At 51.9% G+C, this 534-nt stretch carries 1 pseudogene; it reads right to left on the bottom strand.

Annotated features, from left to right (window positions below):
- Positions 1-534: pseudogene (gene fliI / locus R7Z50_RS30690) on the bottom strand (flagellum-specific ATP synthase FliI); the annotation flags it as partial.

Raw genomic sequence — 534 nt, 5'->3', positions numbered from 1 at the left:
GCAGGAGCTGCAATGATGATGGCTTTTTCTCTCGCTTCTGGCGTTAAGTTGCGTTCAATAAACTCACGAACTTCTCGACCACGCTCACCAATCAAACCCACCACAATGACGTCCGCTTCCGTGTTTTTGGTGATCATCCCCATCAACACACTTTTACCAACACCACTGCCCGCCATTAGACCAATACGCTGACCTTTACCGACCGTCAGCAAACCGTTGATCGCACGAACGCCAACATTAAGCGGGGTATCGACAGGACGACGCTTAAGGGGGTTGATCGGTTTAGGTTCAAGTGAAACACGATCGCCTCCTTTAAGCGGCATGCCGTCATCCAATGGCTCGCCTAAGCCGTTCACCACGCGTCCCATCCACTGAGAGCTGAGTTGCACGGTACTGTCACCGTCTAATGGGATCACCTTCGCACCGGCAAACAAACCGCCTAAACGGCGGATTGGCATTAAGTACGCAACGGTATGATCAAAGCCGACCACTTGTTCTTCGATCATATCGCCTTCGGCGCTTTCCACTAAGCAA

This window comes from Vibrio sp. 1249-1, assembly GCF_033340495.1.
This window is presented reverse-complemented; position numbering and strand designations above follow the sequence as displayed.